Below are 18,516 nucleotides of genomic sequence, written 5' to 3' on the forward strand. Positions count from 1 at the left end.
TCGTACCGGCGCGACGGTCTTTCCCCTCATACAAAGCTGCCGGCGAGACTACCACGGGCGGCATCACAGCAAGCGTGCCAGTTTCCCCCCTGGCGTCTCACTTTATAAACTGGGAAATCGGGAATATCGCTGGATACCACGCGGTCCGGCGCACTGCGAAACTCGGGCAATAAAAAAGCCCGGCACATGGCCGGGCTTTTAACAGTTGGTGAAGCGGTTAGTGTCAGCCTTTAGGCAGGGCCTTAACCCCCATGTTGTACAGGGTAAAGCTGAACAGGTCTGCGTACTGCTCAATGGTTTTCGATACCGGGGTACCGGCACCGTGGCCCGCATTGGTTTCGATGCGGATCAGGGTCGGCGCGGCACCGGCCTGTTTCGCCTGCAGCTCGGCAGCAAACTTGAAGGAGTGCGCCGGTACTACTCGGTCATCGTGGTCCGCAGTGGTCACCATGGTCGCAGGATAGGCGGTGCCCGCCTGCACGTTGTGCACCGGGGAGTAACCCAGCAGGTACTCGAACATTTCCTTGCTCTGCTCCGCAGTGCCGTAGTCGTAGGCCCAGCCCGCTCCGGCAGTGAAGGTGTGGTAACGGAGCATATCCATCACGCCCACCGCTGGCAGCGCGACCTTCACCAGATCCGGACGCTGGGTCATCACTGCACCGACCAGCAGACCACCGTTGGAGCCGCCACGAATGGCCAGGTAGTCGCTGGAGGTGTAACCCTGTTCGATCAGGTACTCACCGGCGGCGATAAAGTCGTCGAACACGTTCTGCTTCTGCAGCTTGGTGCCCGCATCGTGCCAGCGCTTGCCGTACTCACCGCCGCCGCGCAGGTTCGGCACCGCGTACACGCCACCCTGCTCCAGCCACACCGCATTGGCGATGCTGAAGGAAGGCGTGAGGCTCACATTGAAGCCGCCGTAGCCGTAAAGGATGGTCGGGTTCTTGCCGTTGAGCTCCAGGCCTTTCTTGTAGGTGATCAGCATCGGCACCTTGGTACCGTCCCTGGAGGTGTAGAACACCTGCTCGGACTCGTAGCCGGCCGGATCAAACTGGGCCCCGGACTTGCGGTACACACTGGACTCACCTTCTTTCACATCAAACGCGAAGATGGTGGCCGGTGTCTTGTAGTTGGTGAAGGAGTAGTACAGCGTGGCATCTTCACGCTTGCCGTTCAGGGAGCTGGCACTGCCCGGTCCCGGCAGCGCGATCTCGCGTACCTGTTCACCGCTGTAGTCGTACTGGTAGACCTTGGAAAGGGCGTCCACCATGTACTCGGCGAAAATATAACCACCGCCGGTGGAAGCGCTCAGTACATTGTCGGTCTCAGCAATAAAGTCTTTCCAGTTCTCTTCCGCCGGTGCTGCCGCGTCAACGGTGACCACCTTTTTGTTCGGCGCATTGCGGTTGGTCACCAGGTACAGGGTGCTGCCCTGGTTATCCAGCACATAGGTGTCGGAATCGAAGTCGCCCAGGATCTGAACGAGAGGCGCATCCGCCTTGGTCAGGTCTTGGATGTAGAGGTCGTTGCCGGAGGTGGAGGTCGCACCGGAAATCACCAGGTAGCGATCGTCTTCCGTCACCGAGCCGGAAACATAACGGCGCTTTTCTTCCGGCTTGCCGCCGAAAATCAACGCGTCATCGGACTGGGGCTCGCCCAGTTTGTGGAAATACAGCTTGTGCTGGTCCGTCTTCGCAGACAGCTCGCTACCTTCCGGCTTGTCGTAGCTGGAGTAATAGAAGCCTTCGTTGCCCACCCAGGAGATACCCGAGAACTTCACATCTACCAGCGGCTCTTCGAGTACCTGCTTGGTCTCGGCGTCGATGATGATGATCTTGCGCCAGTCGCTGCCGCCCTCAGAGATGGAGTAGGCCGCAATGGAGCCGTCTTTGGAGAAGCGCAGGCTGGCCAGTGACGTGGTGCCATCTTCGCTGAAGGTATTCGGGTCGAGGAAGATTTCCGCTTCGCCGTCGCCCTTCTTGCGCCACACCACGTACTGGTTTTGCAGGCCGTCATTGCGATAGAAGTAGGTGTAATCCCCTTCCTTGAACGGGGAACCGACTTTTTCGTAGTTCCACAGCTGCTCCAGGCGCTGCTTCAGGGTTTCCCGGTAATCAATCTGGTCCAGGTAACTGAAAGTCACTTCGTTCTGAGCCTTCACCCAGGCTTCCGTTTCTTCGCTACGGTCGTCTTCCAACCAACGGTACGGGTCAGCTACGTCAGTACCGAAGTAGCTATCAACCACGTCGCCTTTGCGGGTTTGCGGATAGCTCAAACCGGATACAGCGGCTTCGGCAACAGCGGCGGACTCAACTTCTGCATTCACGTTTTTCTTACTCTCTGGAGATTCGCCCGCACAGGCGGCGAGCACACTTGCCAGTGCAAGCACAGGAACTTTTTTCATCAATTCTTCACTTTGCTGTTTTGGACTTTTAGCGATAGTACCACTCCGCCAGACCCGGGCGGCTGAGACTAGCTCACAAGATCACAGAAAGAAATTCAACCCCTAAATTTATTGCCTGCAATAAATATTTTTAGCCACATATTCTGTGACCAATATTGCTATTTGCAGATTTAAAATCTTAAAAAACTTACCTTCCACTGACCTTCCCCGAGTCAGCTCCTGCCAGAATGAAAGCCATCAGCCCGCCGAGAATCATCAGCGACGCTAACCCAAGCCGCGGGGTAATCGGCTCTGCGAGAAACATCACACCACCCAGCGCAGTCAGCACCGGTACACTCAGCTGAATCGTTGCAGCACTGGTTGCTTTCAGTGCGGGCAGCACTGTGTACCAGATGGCGTAGCCAGCCCCGGAGGCGAGAGCTCCGGAGGCTATCCCGTAGACAACCCCCGCCGGATCCAGAGCCATAGTGGAAATGAACAGAATACTGGTCAGCAAAGCAAGCGGCACAGCGCGAGCGAAATTTCCCGCGGTATTTCCCAGCGCATTGGTAACACCTCTGCCGCGCAAAGAATAAATACCCCAGGCAACACCCGCGACAATCATCAAAATTGCACCGCCGAACGGTGGCGACGACAACCCCGGCAACATCATCACTACAAGCCCCGCCACCGCGACCAGCACTCCAATCCACTGAAAAACACTCAGCCGTTCACCACGAATGAAACCCCAGAAAATCATTGTGCACTGCACAGCGGCAAACAGGAGCAATGCGCCAGTGGCGGCACCGAGCTGCAGATAGGCAAAGGAAAAGCCGGCCGCATACACAAACAGCATCAGCGCCGAGGGCCAACTGCCTTCGGTGCGTACTGTGCGTGGGCCCACGAGAAGCAACAACACACAAGCACCGGAGAGTATTCTGACGCAGGTGAAGCTGGCGGCATCAATGTCAGTAGTCAGGAATGCCTGCCGGCACAGCAGCGAATTGGCAGCAAAGGCGAGCATCGCCAGCAACGCCTGTGCGGATAATCGAAGTGTCGGCATGGTTTTCCCCTGATAGCGGCCAGCCGAATCCGGCGGCCAATACGAAAGATTCTACGCTGCCAGGGAACAGAGCCAAACCACACAAGCTCGCAGAATCAATTCAGGCGAACAGCGTAAGCAACAAAGGAAGAATGGGCGGGGCAAGAATGAGGGAAATGAAGGTCTTCGGGAAGAAACCCCCGGCGCCTTAGCGCCAGGGGGAGAGTGCACGGGAAAAGCCGTCAGCTGACTTCTTCGCCGTGCGCCTGCTTGTCTGCGTGGTAACTGGAGCGCACCATTGGGCCACAAGCCGCGTGCTTGAATCCGATCTGTTCCGCATAGCGGCGGTACTCTTCGAACTCATCAGGGTGCACATAGCGCTGTACCGGCAAATGCTCTTTACTCGGCTGCAGGTACTGGCCGATGGTGAGCATGTCGATATCATGCGCACGCATATCGTCCATCACCTCAAAGATTTCCTCTTTGGTTTCACCCAGTCCAACCATCAGGCCTGACTTGGTCAAAACATCCGGACGACGCCTCTTGTATTCCTGCAGCAGCTTCAGCGACCACTTGTAGTTGGCACCGGGGCGCGATTCGCGGTACAGGCGCGGCACGGTTTCCAGGTTGTGGTTGAACACGTCCGGGGCTTCCGCCTCAAGGATGTCCAGTGCCACATCCATACGCCCACGGAAGTCCGGGGTCAGGATTTCCACCTGCAGGTTCGGCGACAGTTCGCGGGAGCGCTTGATGCACTCGGCAAAATGCTCGGCGCCGCCATCGCGCAGGTCATCGCGGTCCACCGAGGTAATCACCACATAGCGCAGGCTCATGGCCGCGATGGCTTCCGCCAGCTGCTGTGGTTCATTCGGGTCCAACGGGTTCGGCTTGCCGTGGCCCACATCGCAGAAGGGGCAGCGACGGGTACAGATTTCACCCATGATCATAAAGGTGGCGGTACCGCCGCTGAAACACTCACCCAGGTTCGGACAGCTGGCCTCTTCACAGACAGTGGCCAGCTTCTGTGAACGCAGAATGCTCTTGATGCGTTCAACTTCCTTGGAAGCCTTTACCGATGGCACTTTGACCCGAATCCAGTCCGGTTTGCGCAGGGTCTGGTCGCTGGCAATCACCTTGACCGGGATACGCTCTACCTTTTCACCATCGCGCAGTTTTTCGCCCTGCTGCAGACGACGGGTACGTTTTACCGGGACGATCTCCGGCTTGTCAGCGTCAATTCGTTCAGACATTCGTTGTTCCTGATTCGATGCCGGGCACCGCAAATAAATTCTCGTCGACCGGTTGCCAGTTCGCAGCCGGCAATTGCAGAGCCTTCAACAGCTCTGCAACAAAACTTTCCGCCACCTCGCGCCAGGCGGGCACCGGCTGAATCACTTCCGCCATCTGCACCATCTGCATTCCCGCATAGCCACACGGGTTGATACGCAGGAATGGCCCGAGGTCCATATCAATATTGATCGCAATTCCGTGGAAACTGCAGCCACGGCGCACCCTCAGACCGATAGAGGCAATCTTGTTGCCCGCGCGCGGCCCATCGGTGAGATACACACCAGGGGCATCCGCCCGCGGTGCTGCAGCGATACCAAATTTCTCCAGCATTGCCACAGTGGCCTCTTCCAGCGCCGTCACCAAATCGCGGACGCCCACTTTGGCGCGACGCAGGTCCAGCAAGGGGTAGACCACCAACTGGCCAGGGCCGTGGTAGGTGACTTGGCCACCACGATCCACCTGTACTACCGGAATATCACCGGTATTCAGCAGGTGTTCCGCTTTGCCCGCCTGCCCCTGGGTAAACACCGGGGGATGCTCGACACACCAGATCTGATCCTGGGCCTCTTCACCGCGGGTATCAGTGTAGTGCGCCATAGCGCGCCAGACCGTTTCGTAGTCCCTTCGACCCAGGTTACATATCGCCAAATCCGGTGCCGGCATCACAGCACCATGTGTACTTGGGGATGGGCTTTGAGTTCGTCGAACAACGCCTGCAGCTGCGGTTCTCCGGTCGCCAGAATGAAGAAGGTGACCGAGGTGAACCTGCCGTTGCGACTGGGCGTGTGCTTCATCTTGGCTTCATCCAAATCCGGGGCATGGCGGCGCATGACCTCCATGACGAATTCGTGCACTTCGTCGTCCGACTCGCGCACAACTTTGACCATGTAGTCAATACAGGGAAATTCAATCTTGGGAGGCTGCTGCTCTTGGGTCATACCACTCTCACAGGGCCGCAGGTCTGAAATGAATCCGGGAATCCGGGGTATGCGGCCGGGCCGCGATTATACAGTGATGATCAGGGAGTGGACAGGGAGAAGGCGGTAAGGGAAAAACCGCGGAGGAAACGGGTAGGCCAAGCCCCGGGCCGGAGAAACCGGATCCGGGGCAAGCGTCAGAATTTTACTCGAAGAATCCCATCACGAATCGCTTGATGGCGTCCCACAGACGCTTGAAGAAGCCCGCTTCTTCCACATCTTCTGCGACTACGGCAGCGACATCAGCAACCGTCTCCCCATCCAGAGTCACGACCACTTTACCGACCTGCTGGCCCTTGGCCAGTGGTGCTTTCAACTCACCATCGACGATCAGGTCAGCCTTGATGCTGTCTTCGCCGCCACGCGGAATGGTGACAAATACGTCGTTTTTCACCGCGATACCGACGGTATCAGTTTTGCCGCCCCAGACACGCTCGGTCTGCAGTACATCGTTGCTGCCGTAGACTTTGTGGGTCTGGTAGTAGCGGAAGCCGTAAGCCAGCAGTTTCTGGGTCTCGGCCGCGCGTTTTTCGTCGCTGTCAGTACCGACAACCACAGAAATCAGGCGCATGCCGCGCTTCACCGCAGATGCCACCAGGCAGTAACCCGCCTCTTCGGTGTGCCCGGTTTTGATGCCGTCTACCGCCGGGTCGCGCCACAACAGGCGGTTGCGGTTGGGCTGGTTGATACCATTGAACTGGAAGTACTTTTCGGAATAGAGCGCGTAGTGACTGGGATGATCATTAATCAGCGCGCGCGCCAGTTTGCCGAGGTCGCGGGCCGTGGTCACATGCCCTTCGGCCGGCCAGCCGGTCGCGTTCATGAAATGGGTATCGTTCATGCCCAGCAATTGCGCCTGCTGGTTCATCACCTCGGCAAAAACTTCTTCGCTACCGGAAACAAATTCCGCCAACGCGATGCTGGCATCATTGCCAGACTGCACGATCACGCCGCGCAGCAGGTCGATAACCGGCACCTTTTCACCCACTTTGACGAACATCTTCGAGCCGCCCTTGCGCCAGGCTTTCTCGGAGATGTTGACCATATCCTGCTCTTTGATTGCGCCTTTATCCAGCTCCTCGGACACGATGTAGCTGGTCATCATCTTGGTCAGACTCGCGGGCGGAATCTGCTTGTCAGCATCGTGCTCCACCAGTACCTGACCGGTGTGTGCATCAATCAGCAGATAAGCCGTCGCCGCCAGTTGAGGCGGCGCTGGAATCAGCGGTTTATCGGCCTGGGCCACACTGGAACAGACGATCAGGAGGAGGCAGGCAAATAAGCGTTTGAACATGGGTATCTCTTTATTCCTTGCGTTCAGTTGGTATCAAAACCCGGCTCCTGCCGGGGGGTGCGCAAAAGGGTTTGGGGAGAGTAGACCCCGGCGCCTTGTGACGGTTCAGTCGATACTGGCATCAATTGCCGTCGTCGACCACCACCTGGGGCTGCCCGAAGGACTTCTTCTCGATCGACTCCCGCAGCGAAACCAGCGCACGCTGCTGGGCAATTGGCCCAATACGCACCCGATAAAGACTTTTACCGCCACTCTCAACCGGACTGACGGATACAGGATAGCCGAATGCAGCGGCCAGCTGGGTGCGAACCTCTTCAGCCTGTGACGAAGAGCTGTAAGCGCCTACCTGCAGATAGGTATGGGCCGGGAGTTTGAAGCTGGCGTCCTGCGGTAACGCCTGGCGCGCAGCGGCATCTTTTTCAACCGCCAGTGTCTCCGAGGCGGAGGGCAGGGATTCCGGATCCAGTGCCTCGACCACTACACGCGCCACACCCTTGTCGATGTAACCGAGCTTTTGCGCGGCAGTGTAACTCAAATCGATGATCCGTCCCGGGACAAAAGGTCCGCGGTCATTTACGCGCACGATCACACTGCGGCCATTGTCCAGGTTGGTCACCTTGGCGTAGCTGGGCAGCGGCAACGTTTTATGGGCGGCAGACATGGCGTACATGTTGTACACCTCGCCGTTGGCGGTTTTGCGGCCGTGGAATTTGGTGCCATACCAGGAAGCCTGCCCCTTTTCCCGGTAGCCTTTGACCCCCTGCAGTATCCGGTATCTAACGCCATTTACCACATAGGGCGACTTGTTGCCGGCAACACCGATCGGCTCGCGCACCGGCGTCACTTCCGGAGTAGCCATCATATCTACCGGAACAGCGGGACCGCTGTCTCGCACCTGATCAAACGGAACATTATCACCCGCTGACTTATCCCCACCCTGCCCTTTGGGCGATAGCGGGACAGTAGTGCAGGCACTGAGCATGGCCAGGGTGCAGGCTGCCCCCAGCGTCGAAATTTTCTTATACATGACTTCCCCCCGGCGCAGCCCCAAAACAACAGGCCGCAACCGCGCGCTTTATTGCCGGATTATTTCGCAGATATCCGGACTATTTTCAGGATTCGATATGAACCAACTCTGAACAGCTGTATCAGGCCGGCTGTCCAGAGGTCAGGAGCGCCCCCCGCGGGCCTTGATAATCTCCTGCCCCAATTCGTAGACCGCCATGGCATAGAGGCGGCTGTGGTTGTAGCGGGTAATAACGTAAAAATTATTCAGGCCAATCCAGTACTGCTTGCCGTTATCGGTCTCCAGCGAGAATACATTGGCCGGCATATCCTTGGTGACCTGCGCTGTCGTCGGAAAGCCCTTCTCTTCCAGCTGCCCGACAGTCCATTTCGGTTTCAGGTCGTCGTTAACCACGGTCATATCGGCATTCGGGCGCGGTTCTGTAATCACCGCAATCGGTTCTTTTGGCCGCCAGCCGTGCTCGGCAAAATAATTCGCGACGCTGCCAATGGCATCTTCCGTGTCGGTCCAGATATCGATGTGGCCGTCGCCGTTGAAATCAACCGCGTAGTGGCGGTAGCTCGATGGCATAAACTGGCCAAAGCCCATCGCGCCCGCATACGAGCCTTTCAGCGTCGTGGGGTCAATCTTTTCATCCCGGGTCAGCAACAGGTAATTTTCCAGCTCTTTGGTGAAAAACTTGGCGCGCCGGGGATAGTTGAATGCCAGAGTGGACAGCGCATCAATCACCCGGTAATTACCCGTATTACCGCCATAGCGTGTTTCGACGCCAATAATGGCAACGATCATTTCCGGTGGTACACCATATTTTTCCTGTGCCGCCTTCAGGGCCTCAGAGTTTTTATCCCAAAAATCCACACCACCGCTGATGCGGGAACTGGTCAGGAAAATCTTGCGGTATTCGTACCAGGGCTTGGCTTTTTCTGCGGGGCGCTTGATCGCTCGCAGGATGGAGTCTTTGCGCTTGGCTTCGCGCATCAAAAGGGTCAGTTCGTCACGATTGAAGTTGTGCTCGGTGGCCATGTACTCAATGAAGGCTTGCGCCTGGGCATTCTCTTCGTGGCCCTGTTCCTGGGCGCAGGCACTGAGAACCAGTCCCAAACCTGCCATCAATCCTGTGGTCCACTTCAAGGCAACCGCTCCTGTTTTCATAGAGTGCTATCCAACTGCTGGGGAATTATTAGATTCGTTCTCTTGCTGTGACTGCAAACGCGCCAAAAAGTGGCATCTTCACGGCAATTTAAAACAGCACTCTGCGTTTTTCCGTACTGATGGCCATCAATATACCGAAGCCTGCCATCAGGGTTATGACCGAGGTCCCGCCATGACTGACCAGAGGTAAAGGCACCCCAACCACCGGTAAAAGGCCGGACACCATACCAATATTCACAAACACATAGACGAAGAAGGTCAGGGTAATACTGCCCGCCAGCAAGCGTCCGAACACACTCTGGGCCATGAAACTAATATAGATGCCCCGGGCAATAATCAATAAATACAACAGCAGCAACAGTAGTGCACCGCGCATACCCCACTCTTCCGCCAGTACCGCGATAATGAAATCGGTGTGACTTTCCGGCAGAAAATCCAACTGCGACTGAGTGCCCTGCATATAGCCTTTGCCGTACCAGCCGCCAGACCCGATTGCCGCCTTGGACTGGAAAATATTCCAGCCCGCACCCAGGCGATCCGCATCCGGATTAAACAGAGTCAGAATGCGCTGCCGCTGATAATCCCGCAGCCCCCACTGCCACATGGGCCAGGCCGCCATAAGTGCCGCCAGTACCGCACTGCCGATCATCTTCCAGCTCAGGCCCGAGAGATACAGCGCAAACAATCCAGAGGCGGCGATCAGGATCGAAGTACCGAGATCCGGCTGACGCACAATGAGCGCCGCCGGTACCGCGACGATCGCCAGCGCAATGGCCACAGAAAGGAATGACGGCGGCAACGTGCGATTGTGCAGGTACGCAGCCACCGATATGGGCACCGCGAGCTTCAGTGCTTCCGATGGCTGAAAGCGGAAACCGCCGATTTCCAGCCAGCGCTGGGCCCCTTTAGCCCCCACCCCGATAAACAACACCGCCACCAACATGCAGCATCCGGCCAGGTAAAACCAGGGTGACCATCGACGATAGAATTCCAGCGGGATCTGCGCGGCAATCAGCATCCCCACAAAGGCCAGTCCGAGGAACACCGACTGGCGTTTGACATAGTGGATCTCTTCACCGGACGCACTGTAGAGAATCACCAGCCCGACACTGGCCAGTAACAGCAACAGAAGCAACAGCGGCATATCAATATGCAGGCGACGGGACAGGCTGGCCGGACGGCGCAGGCTGCTGCCCGCATCCGGCAACCGGTGCATGTAATCGCGACTAGCCACGGGCAACAGCCTCCTGTGACGGATTCAGGTTCAGCGGCGGATGCCAGGCGGTTTCCTCAAGCGGACGCGATATCCACTCGGCAAAGACTTCCCGTGCTACCGGCGCCGCCACCAGACCTCCGCCCTCGCCGTTTTCCACCAGTACCGATACCGCAATCTGCGGGTCATCGACAGGGGCAAAGGCAACAAACAGGGCGTGGTCCCGATGGCGTTCTTTCAGCGCGTCCGAGTCATAACGCTCGCCCTGCGCGATCCCCACCACCTGTGCAGTACCGGATTTACCGGCCACTTTGAAATCAAGCCCGGCGCCAGCTCTTTTACCGGTACCGTGTGCGCTGTACACCACGGCCTCCATCCCCTTGAACACCAGGTCCCAGTACTCGGGCTTGGCTTCCACGTGGTGCAGCACTTCCGGCGGCTGCTCGACCCCATCCACGGCCATTACTACCTGGGGCCGAAAGTGACTGCCTCGATTAGCGATAGTGGCAGTCATTACGGCCAGTTGCAGCGGCGTGGCCAGCACAAAGCCCTGTCCGAGTACCGCATTGAGACTGTCCCCCGGGAACCATGGGGTTCCGCGCGCTCCTCGCTTCCAGTCCCGGGACGGAAACAGGCCCGGGCGCTCTACCGGCAAGTCGATACCGGTCTTTTCGCCGAGGCCAAAACGGGTGGCGAAATCGTGCATGCCGTCAATATTCCAGCGCGAAGCCATATCCCAGAAGTACACGTCACAGCTCTGTGCCAACCCCTGGATCAGATCCACATGCTTGCCGTGCCCCCAGCGCTTCCAGTCGCGGTAGATCCGTTTGTCGTTGGGCAGTTTGAAAAAACCAGGATCGGCGACCTTGGTTTCGGCAGAAATCACTCCGGCAGCGAGCCCACCCAGCCCCATCATCGGTTTCAGGGTCGAGCCCGGCGGGTACTGCCCCTGCAGGGCTCGGTTGAAAAGAGGGACATCAAGCGAGTCGCTCAACGCCCGATAATCGCTAAAACTGATACCGGTAACAAACAGGTTGGGGTCAAATGCGGGCTTGCTGACAAACGCCAGGACGCCGCCGGTTTTGACGTCGATGGCGACCACGGAGCCACGCCGATCCCCCAACGCATCGGTTGCCACCTGCTGCAGGCGTGTATCCAGGTGCAGGGTCAGCTCGGCGCCCGGCTTGGGATCGTGCCGCTCCAGAACCTTCAGCACCCGGCCGCGGGCATTGGTTTCGACATTTTCGTCGCCGACCTCTCCCAACAACAGGTTTTCATAGGAGCGCTCCAGCCCCACCTTGCCGATACTGAGGGTCCCACGATAGCGGCGTACATCTTCCTCGGTGAACTGTTGCAGTTCACGGTCATTGATCCGCCCCACGTATCCCACACTGTGGGCAAACAGATCGCCTTTGGGGTAATAGCGCACCAGCTCCGCCTCCACGGATACGCCGGGCATGCGGTATTCATTCACGCTGATGCGCGCAATTTCCTCTTCGCTCAGCCGGTAGCGCAGCGGCACAGGCTCAAACGGGCGACGGCGCGGGAGGCGACGGTTGAATTTATCGATATCACTGTCTTCGATCTCCACCAGCTGACCGAGCAGTTCGAGGGTTTCATCCAGGTTTTTGACCCGCTCGCGGACGATGGACAGGGTGTAACTGGGGCGGTTGTCCGCCAGTAGCTCACCGTTGCGGTCGTAGATGAGACCGCGAGTTGGGGGGACCGGGCGCACCTGAATACGGTTCTGGTCTGACTGCGTGCGGTAGTTTTCGTAGTTCACTACCTGCAGGTTATAGAAGCGCGCCACCAGCACGCCCATCAGTACCACCACCCCGAGAATCGCCACCAGCATACGATTGCGGAACAGCCGCTGCTCGGTATGGTGGTCTTTAAAGCGCAAGTTCTCGGACATGAATTCGGTTCGGGCGATGATCAGGTTTTAGATTTCGGCGGCGGATGTGTCAGTCACATCGTTCGTGGCGTAAAAATAACCACGAAGTGTACACAAGTTTGCGGCGCTAAGGAGTACCTCAATACAGTCAATCCCGCGACGGGCTCGGCAATTTCGCAAACAAACGTGAATTGCCCGCCGATTGCCGACAGCAAGTTAGCCGCTGCCGCGATTCTGACACGCAGTCGCTTAAAGAGTTCTGGGAAATTTGCCGGCTGACGCAGGCACTATTTATGGTATGGGTGCCCTGCCAGCAACGTCCACGCGCGATAGAGCTGCTCCGCCAGCAGTACCCGCACCAGGGGGTGCGGCATGGTCAGTGCGGACAGGGACCAGCGCTGACTGGCGCGATTCAGGCAATCCGGTGCCAGGCCATCCGGCCCACCAATCAACAGGCTGACGTTGTCTCCGGACATCTGCCACCCGGCCAACTCGCTTGAAAGCTGCTCGGTACTCCAGGACTTCCCTTTCACATCCAGGGCGACCACATGATCCCGCGGCCCGAGGGCCGCGAGCATGGCTTCACCTTCTTTCTGGCGGGCTTTTTCCACCAGCGCGGCGGAGTTTTTCTGGCCGCGATTCCCCAGGGGGATTTCGACCATTTCAAGCGTCAGCTCCCGCGGCAGGCGTTTGGCATACTCATGATACCCCTCCTGTACCCAGGATGGCATCTTGCCGCCAGCGGCGAGTATTCGGATTTTCATCGGCGCACCTGGATCCGGTTCAACACGTTCAGTCCTGGTGTGGATCGCTGCCGTCCGCGTTTTCACGGGTATTCGGGGTCATGGACCAGAGTTTTTCCAGGTCGTAGAAAGTGCGTATCTGAGCCTGCATCACGTGTACAACGACGTCACCGTAATCCACCAGTACCCATTCGCCGGTATCCATACCTTCGACACCGATGGGACGGATACCAGCCTCTTTGCCGTCTTCCACGACATTGTTCGCCAGGGATTTCACCTGTCGGTTGGAAGTACCAGTGCAGATAATGAGGGTTTCCATCACATCGCTCATTTCAGCGACATCCAGGGAAACAATGTCCTGTCCCTTCAGGTCTTCCAGTGCGTTTACGGCAATTTCTTTAATATCAGTCATAACACCTTGATCCGGGCCATACAGGCCCGCTAGTTAACTCCGGTAGAGTCGATGAGTTTCAATGTAGTCGAGTACACGTTCTGGCAGCAGGTAGCGCGGCGAGCGCCCGCTGCGAATCAGATCGCGTACCCCGGTAGCGGAGATCGGCAGCAAAGTCTGCTCCCGGATCAGTATCCGCCCGGCAGGCTCGCAGGCGAGCTCCGCCATGTCACCGCGATGCTGCGCCACCAGCTCGGCTACTTCCCCTTCACGGGGAATCTGCCAGCCAGGGCGTGTGACCACGACCAGATGGGCGAGGGTCAGCAGCTTTTCCCAGCGGTGCCAGCCCGGCAAGCCGAGCAGGGAGTCCAGTCCCATACAGAAACTGAGCGATACCTTATCGCCCAGTTCACTGCGTAATTCTTCCAGGGTATCCACGGTATAGGTGGCCCCTTCCCGTCGCAGCTCCCGGTCATCGAGAATCAGCTCCGGACAGTTTTCCAGTGCCAGCGCCAGCATGTCGTGGCGGTCAGTCGCACTGACTTCGGGTTCGCCCCGGTGTGCTGGCTGGTGTGCCGGCAACAGGCGCATCTCGTCGAACCCGAGCAATTCCTTCAGCTCCAGCGCCATGCGCAGGTGCCCGAAGTGCACCGGGTTGAAGGTGCCGCCGAACAGGGCGATGGTTTTCAGTTTCTCAGCCACTTGCCCCTCTGTTCTGTTGGGTCTGAAGCAAGGATTGTGGCGTTACCACGTCCAGGGGGCGTTTGCGTCAAATTTCACCACCCCGATTCATTTCAAGTTAACGACCACTACATAACTTTCCGCGAAGGTACTGATACCGGGTGCGGCCTTGTGAGACCGTCTGCGGCCAGGACGGCCGCAGCCGAGCCCCCATGGATGGGTTTACGGCGTGTCTCACAAGGCCGCACCCGGTAGCAGTACCGCCACCAAATTCCATAAAAACCAATTTCTAGTGTCGCCAAAAATCCGTTACTCGCGGATCTGCCCGTCCCCAAACACAATCCACTTCTGGGAAGTCAGCCCTTCCAGCCCCACCGGGCCGCGGGCGTGAATCTTGTCAGTACTGATGCCGATCTCGGCGCCCAGCCCGTACTCAAAACCGTCCGCAAAGCGGGTTGAGGCATTCACCATTACCGAGCTGGAATCCACCTCGGCAAGGAAGCGCCGCGCACGGGTGTAGTCTTCGGTCACGATGGACTCGGTATGCCCGGAGCTGTACTGGGCAATGTGATCCATCGCCGCATCCATATCCGCCACGACGCGGATAGACAGCACCGGCGCCAGGTATTCAGTGGCCCAGTCTTCCTCGCTGGCCTCCAGTGCCTGGGGCAGGATTTCCCGGGTCCGGTCACAGCCACGCAGTTCCACACCTTTTTCAGCATAGGCCGCGGCCAGTTTCGGCAAGAATTCCGCAGCCACGGCTTCTGCCACCAGCAGAGTCTCCATCGCATTGCACACGCCATAGCGGTGGGTTTTGGCATTCAGCGCAATTTCAAACGCTTTTTTCGGGTCTGCGCGGTCATCCAGATACACATGGCAGATACCGTCCAGATGCTTGATTACCGGCACCCGTGCCTCACGGCTGATGCGCTCGATCAATCCCTTACCGCCGCGCGGCACGATCACATCCACGTATTCCGGCATCGCAATCAGCGCGCCGACCGCAGCGCGGTCTGTAGTGTCCACCACCTGTACAGCGGTTTCCGGCAAACCGGCTTTTTTCAGGCCCGACGCAATGCACGCGGCAATGGCGCCATTGGAATGCAGTGCTTCACTCCCGCCGCGCAAAATCGTTGCATTGCCCGACTTCAGGCACAGGCTGGCGGCGTCGATCGTCACATTCGGGCGCGACTCGTAAATAATGCCGATGACACCGAGTGGCACCCGCATCTTGCCCAGCTGGATACCGCTCGGTCGGTATTTGAGATCGGAGATCTCGCCCACCGGGTCGGGGAGTTCTGCTATCTGGTTCAGACCTTCGATCATGCCATCGATGCGCGCATCGTTGAGCTCCAGTCGATCCAGCAATGCCGCATCCAGGCCGTTGTCACGACCGTTCTGCATGTCTTTGGCATTGGCCGCCGCCAGTTCCGCACGGCGGGCATCCAACTCCTCAGCGATAGCTTTCAGAGCCCGGTTCTTGGTTCCGGTGTCAGCCCTTGCCATCAGCCGTGCAGCGGCGCGCGCGGCGCGGCCCATTTCCTGCACTCTGGCGATGGTGTTCTCTGCGTCCACATCCTGATTGGTGGCGGTTGCACTGATGCTGCTCACGAACTCTCTCCTTGAAAACCCTTGGCGGTCAGCCGAAATTTCGGGCCGCGCAGTATACATTAACCCAGCGTGGAGATTGCCTCTATTGAGCAGAATTTCGCCCATGGACAGCGAGCTTTTGATGCAAATAGGCAATTCCCAGCAACGCCAGCCCAAGGCCCATGAATGAAGCCACCCGAAGCAGTCCTTCCAGCCCGGACATATCCACCAGGAACAGCTTCACGATGACCAGTGCCAGCACCGCCATGCCACCCTGGTAACAGCTGCGCCAACCGCGCCAGCTGCCGAGCAGAATGGCCCCCACCGCCAACAGCAACCATACCGCCGAGTAGGTATACAACTCGCCGGTTTCCGCGGGCTGGCTGATGCGGATATTGCCCTGCCACAAGTGTCGAACTTCGAGCGACACCCAGATAAACCCGGCCGCCGCTGCGACCAGCGCGGCTGCACTGCGCATCGCCGGCAGGTAATAGCGGCTGGCAAGGAATGCCAGCAGTGCAGGCCCGGCAAATGCCGGCAACAGCAGATTCCACAGCGGTCGCTCACCAACAGACCGCCACGCCCAGCCGTCACTGTCAGCCACTGACACCAGCATACGCAGATAGGTCGCCAGCGCGACAAACATCAGCACCCGGCCATAACCATCGTACCAGCGGGCAAAGCTGCCGCTGACCAGGCTTTTGCGGTAATAAACCATCCCCAGCCCGGCAAAGAGCCAGACATTCACCACCGCCTCTTTAAAGCTGAATTCGGCAGCAAACGCATTGCCGCCGTACAACCAGTACCGGCACTCGGCCCACAGGGCCAAAACCAGCAAGTGCAAAGCCGTAGCTTCCGCCCAGCGCCCCAGATTGGCGTACGCCGGACCGGCGTTGTGCAACAGCAAGCGCGCAGCCAGCCATGCACACAGGGCGGAGCCACCGTAAGTCCACAGCGACCAGTGTGTTCCGGGCGCGTAGGCAAGCAACCAGGGGTTCAGGGAAAGCCGAATCACCACCAGCAGCAACACACCTTTCAGTAGCCAGCCCAGCCCCGGCACCTCGAAGCGGCGAATTATCCACGCCAGCGATACCGCCTGCGCCGCCAGCGCCAGGGTCAGGCTCGCCTGCGCCAGCCACAGGCAGGCGGCCACGCTATAGCCGAAATGGCCTGCCGCGAACAGCCACACCACTGCGGCCTTCGGCCAGGATTTACCCGCGCCGAGGCTACCCAGGTACAGGTAAACGGCCCCCAGGATGGCCGCCAGAAGAACCCACACATACTGCGCGAGGTAGCTTCCGGCGAGCAGATAGCCGACAACCAGACATAACAGTGGCGCCAGTACCGCCAGTGACGCCCACCAGTATCGCGCCATCCCACTGCGCAAATTGACCAGCGACAGCGCAGAAAACAGGGCCGCCGTAGCCAACAGGTACATCAGGAAACCACCCTGCTGCCCGGCTGGCCAGGGCAGCAACTGGAGCGAACTGCCGACCTGCCCGGGATCTGGCGCCGCCGAAACCAGCCGGGTCACCAACCACACCGCACACTGTCCCAATAGCAGGGCCCACGGCAGCGGCGCCAATGTCGAACGCTCACGCGCACCGAGCAGCAAAACCAGTGCCAGCGGGCTCCACTGCCAAAACGCATCGGAGGAAAAGCCCTGCTGCAGGATCGACAGACATTGCGCGGCCACCAGCGCCAGCAGACTCGGCAGCAATAATGCCTCCCGCGCCACTGCCGATTTTTCATCTGAGCTAAACCGAACGCCTTTGCGCAATAACCAGTCTCCGGGAATCACCGCCAACAACAGGTAAGCGAGCGTCGCCAGGTAGGGCCCCCGCCAGCCGTCAGCCTGGTGACCGAGCAGGGACACCAGCCACCAGCCCAACGCACCGGCCAGCAACCCCAGCCACAACCAGCTCCGGTAAACGTGGCGCAACAGCAGTAATACGGAAACAGAGATGATCAGCGCATACACCATCGCCGCCAGCACATTGCCACTGCCCGTAGAAACCAGCACAGGCACGGAATAGGCCCCGATCATCCCGATTGCGGCCAGTACCGGCCCATGCAGGCGCGCCATCCACATGGTGACGGTAGCGACAACCGCCAGCAGCGCAAAGGCGAGCCCGGGAGCAAACAAGTGATAGAGATGCACCGCAGATAGAATGGCGGCAAAAGCCGTGATCGCACCGCCCCCAGCCAGCGCGGCAAATGCGGGATGACTGCCGCCAGTTTTGCGGCGCAGGAATTCCGAGAATAGATACAGCGCACCTGCGGTCACAAGCCCCAGAGCAACCCGCACTCGCGGTCCCAGCAGCCCCTGCTCAATGCCATAGCGGGCCAGAAATATCCCGGCCAGTGCCACACAGGCCCCGCCGAGCCATACCATCCAGTTTTCCTGGATGCGCGACCAGAGCGGAAATGAGGCTTTCTTCGGGTGATCCCCAGCCACCGGAGCACGTTGCGGTACGGCTTCCGGTTTGATTGATGGCCCCGGCTCAGTATCCAGTGCCGGGGGAACCGCCGCCTCTCTGTGAACGGCAGTGACCTCCGGCCTCTCAACCGAACTGGCTCGCTGCGGAGCCTGGTACTCAGGCGTACCAGCACCCGCCAGGTCGCCGCGCAATTGATGCAGCTCCGCGCGCAGACGCCGCACCTCAAAATAAGACACCAGCCCCAACAGCGACCCGCTGATCATCAGGAGCAGCACCAGCAATCCGAAAAAAACAAAACCGTCCATGAAATCCCTGTTAATGCACGCTGCTCATACCTGCAGCTCAATACCCGCTACCATCGAGATGGAACGGCAACTCCCAATTGCGCAGAATCGATG

General features: G+C 58.6%; 15 protein-coding genes. All 15 read right to left on the minus strand.

Annotated features, from left to right (window positions below):
* Nucleotides 1-223: 223 nt before the first annotated feature.
* A complete protein-coding gene (locus tag LC093_RS04970) occupies nucleotides 224-2,404 on the minus strand; it encodes a prolyl oligopeptidase family serine peptidase (protein ID WP_226662850.1) in 2,181 nt (726 codons plus the stop codon).
* Between the two features lie 187 nt (nucleotides 2,405-2,591).
* Nucleotides 2,592-3,446, minus strand: a complete 855-nt coding sequence (locus LC093_RS04975; protein ID WP_226662851.1) for a DMT family transporter — start codon at nucleotides 3,444-3,446, stop codon at nucleotides 2,592-2,594.
* 221 nt (nucleotides 3,447-3,667) lie between these two features.
* Nucleotides 3,668-4,675 carry a lipoyl synthase gene (gene lipA, locus LC093_RS04980; protein ID WP_226662853.1) on the minus strand — a complete coding sequence of 336 codons (1,008 nt, stop codon included), beginning with the start codon at nucleotides 4,673-4,675 and terminating at the stop codon, nucleotides 3,668-3,670.
* Nucleotides 4,668-5,378 carry a lipoyl(octanoyl) transferase LipB gene (gene lipB / locus LC093_RS04985; protein WP_226662854.1) on the minus strand — a complete coding sequence of 237 codons (711 nt, stop codon included), beginning with the start codon at nucleotides 5,376-5,378 and terminating at the stop codon, nucleotides 4,668-4,670. The genes lipA and lipB overlap by 8 nt, the downstream gene beginning before the upstream one ends.
* Nucleotides 5,378-5,653, minus strand: coding sequence for a YbeD family protein (locus tag LC093_RS04990; RefSeq protein ID WP_226662856.1), 276 nt, complete (start codon nucleotides 5,651-5,653; stop codon nucleotides 5,378-5,380). The genes lipB and LC093_RS04990 overlap by 1 nt, the downstream gene beginning before the upstream one ends.
* A 184-nt stretch (nucleotides 5,654-5,837) precedes the next feature.
* On the minus strand, nucleotides 5,838-6,986 hold the full coding sequence (locus tag LC093_RS04995; protein ID WP_226662858.1) for a D-alanyl-D-alanine carboxypeptidase family protein: 1,149 nt from the start codon (nucleotides 6,984-6,986) through the stop codon (nucleotides 5,838-5,840).
* A gap of 121 nt (nucleotides 6,987-7,107) precedes the next feature.
* Nucleotides 7,108-8,013, minus strand: a complete 906-nt coding sequence (locus tag LC093_RS05000) for a septal ring lytic transglycosylase RlpA family protein (RefSeq protein ID WP_319004905.1) — start codon at nucleotides 8,011-8,013, stop codon at nucleotides 7,108-7,110.
* 141 nt (nucleotides 8,014-8,154) lie between these two features.
* Entirely contained in the window at nucleotides 8,155-9,144 is a 990-nt protein-coding gene (mltB, locus tag LC093_RS05005; protein WP_226662859.1) for a lytic murein transglycosylase B, read from the minus strand.
* Nucleotides 9,145-9,253: 109 nt separating this feature from the next.
* Entirely contained in the window at nucleotides 9,254-10,399 is a 1,146-nt protein-coding gene (gene rodA, locus LC093_RS05010) for a rod shape-determining protein RodA (RefSeq protein WP_226662861.1), read from the minus strand.
* On the minus strand, nucleotides 10,392-12,293 hold the full coding sequence (gene mrdA, locus LC093_RS05015; RefSeq protein WP_226662863.1) for a penicillin-binding protein 2: 1,902 nt from the start codon (nucleotides 12,291-12,293) through the stop codon (nucleotides 10,392-10,394). The genes rodA and mrdA overlap by 8 nt, the downstream gene beginning before the upstream one ends.
* 266 nt (nucleotides 12,294-12,559) lie before the next feature.
* Nucleotides 12,560-13,036, minus strand: coding sequence for a 23S rRNA (pseudouridine(1915)-N(3))-methyltransferase RlmH (gene rlmH / locus LC093_RS05020; RefSeq protein WP_226662865.1), 477 nt, complete (start codon nucleotides 13,034-13,036; stop codon nucleotides 12,560-12,562).
* A gap of 28 nt (nucleotides 13,037-13,064) precedes the next feature.
* Complete coding sequence (gene rsfS, locus LC093_RS05025; RefSeq protein WP_226662866.1) at nucleotides 13,065-13,427, minus strand: ribosome silencing factor; 363 nt, start codon at nucleotides 13,425-13,427, stop codon at nucleotides 13,065-13,067.
* A gap of 33 nt (nucleotides 13,428-13,460) precedes the next feature.
* The gene (gene nadD / locus LC093_RS05030; RefSeq protein WP_226662868.1) at nucleotides 13,461-14,108 is read right to left on the minus strand and encodes a nicotinate-nucleotide adenylyltransferase; all 648 of its coding nucleotides are present in this window, start codon (nucleotides 14,106-14,108) and stop codon (nucleotides 13,461-13,463) included.
* 288 nt (nucleotides 14,109-14,396) lie between these two features.
* The gene (locus LC093_RS05035) at nucleotides 14,397-15,698 is read right to left on the minus strand and encodes a glutamate-5-semialdehyde dehydrogenase (protein ID WP_226662870.1); all 1,302 of its coding nucleotides are present in this window, start codon (nucleotides 15,696-15,698) and stop codon (nucleotides 14,397-14,399) included.
* Between the two features lie 82 nt (nucleotides 15,699-15,780).
* Complete coding sequence (locus tag LC093_RS05040) at nucleotides 15,781-18,423, minus strand: DUF2339 domain-containing protein (protein WP_226662872.1); 2,643 nt, start codon at nucleotides 18,421-18,423, stop codon at nucleotides 15,781-15,783.
* Nucleotides 18,424-18,516 lie beyond the last annotated feature (93 nt).

Origin of the sequence: Microbulbifer aggregans (assembly GCF_020524005.1) — a bacterium.
Classification (GTDB): Bacteria; Pseudomonadota; Gammaproteobacteria; order Pseudomonadales; family Cellvibrionaceae; genus Microbulbifer; species Microbulbifer aggregans_A.